This window comes from Streptomyces carpinensis (genome assembly GCF_002154505.1).
GTDB classification, from domain to species: domain Bacteria; phylum Actinomycetota; class Actinomycetes; order Streptomycetales; family Streptomycetaceae; genus Streptomyces; species Streptomyces carpinensis.
Map to the genome: position 1 here is coordinate 1 of NZ_MUBM01000031.1, position 797 is coordinate 797.

Genomic DNA, 797 nt, shown 5'->3' on the forward strand with positions numbered 1-797 from the left:
CGGCTGCTCCCCCACGTGGGGCGGCACGGCGGCGGTCTCCTCGGACACCGCGGTGAAGTCGGTGATCGACACCATCCGTGCCAAGGGCGGAGACGTCTCCGTCTCCATCGGCGGGTACGGCGGCACCAAACTCGGCCAGGCGTGTTCGGACGCGGCCTCCACGGCCGCCGCCTACCAGCAGGTCATCACGAAGTACGGGCTCCACGCCATCGACTTCGACCTGGAGGAGCCGGAGTACGAGAACACCGCGGCCATCAAGAACGAGATCGGCGCCGCCAGGATCCTTCAGCAGAACAACCCCGGCCTCTACGTCTCCGTCACCACCGCCGGCACGGCGGACGGCACCGGGTGGTTCGGCAAGCAGATGCTGCTGGAGGCGAAGTCGCAGGGGTTCACCCCGAACAACTTCTCCATCATGCCGTTCGACGGCGGCTTCAACGGCGCCGCCTCCCAGACCAGCGCGCTGACCAACTTCAACCAGATCCTGCAGTCCACGTTCGGCTGGGACCAGGCGACCGCCTACGCCCACGAGGGCTTCTCCGGCATGAACGGCCGCAGCGACACGGGCGAGATGTTCACCCAGGCCGACTTCCAGACCGTGCTCGACTACGCCACCAGCCACAACATGGACCGCTTCACGTTCTGGTCCCTCAACCGCGACCGCCAGTGCTCGCCGCCCGACAACGGCGGCCGTACCTCCGGCACCTGCTCCAGTGTTGCGCAGAACTCCTGGGACTTCGCCAAGTACTCGGTGAAGTTCGCCGGGGTGACCCCGCCCACCTCCCCCACGCCGACAC

General features: G+C 67.5%; 1 protein-coding gene. It reads left to right on the forward strand.

Annotation, left to right across the window (positions count from 1 at the left end; genetic code table 11):
* The coding region (locus tag BZY54_RS05395; protein WP_086723384.1) for a glycoside hydrolase family 18 protein at positions 1-797 on the forward strand (797 nt) is incomplete at both ends.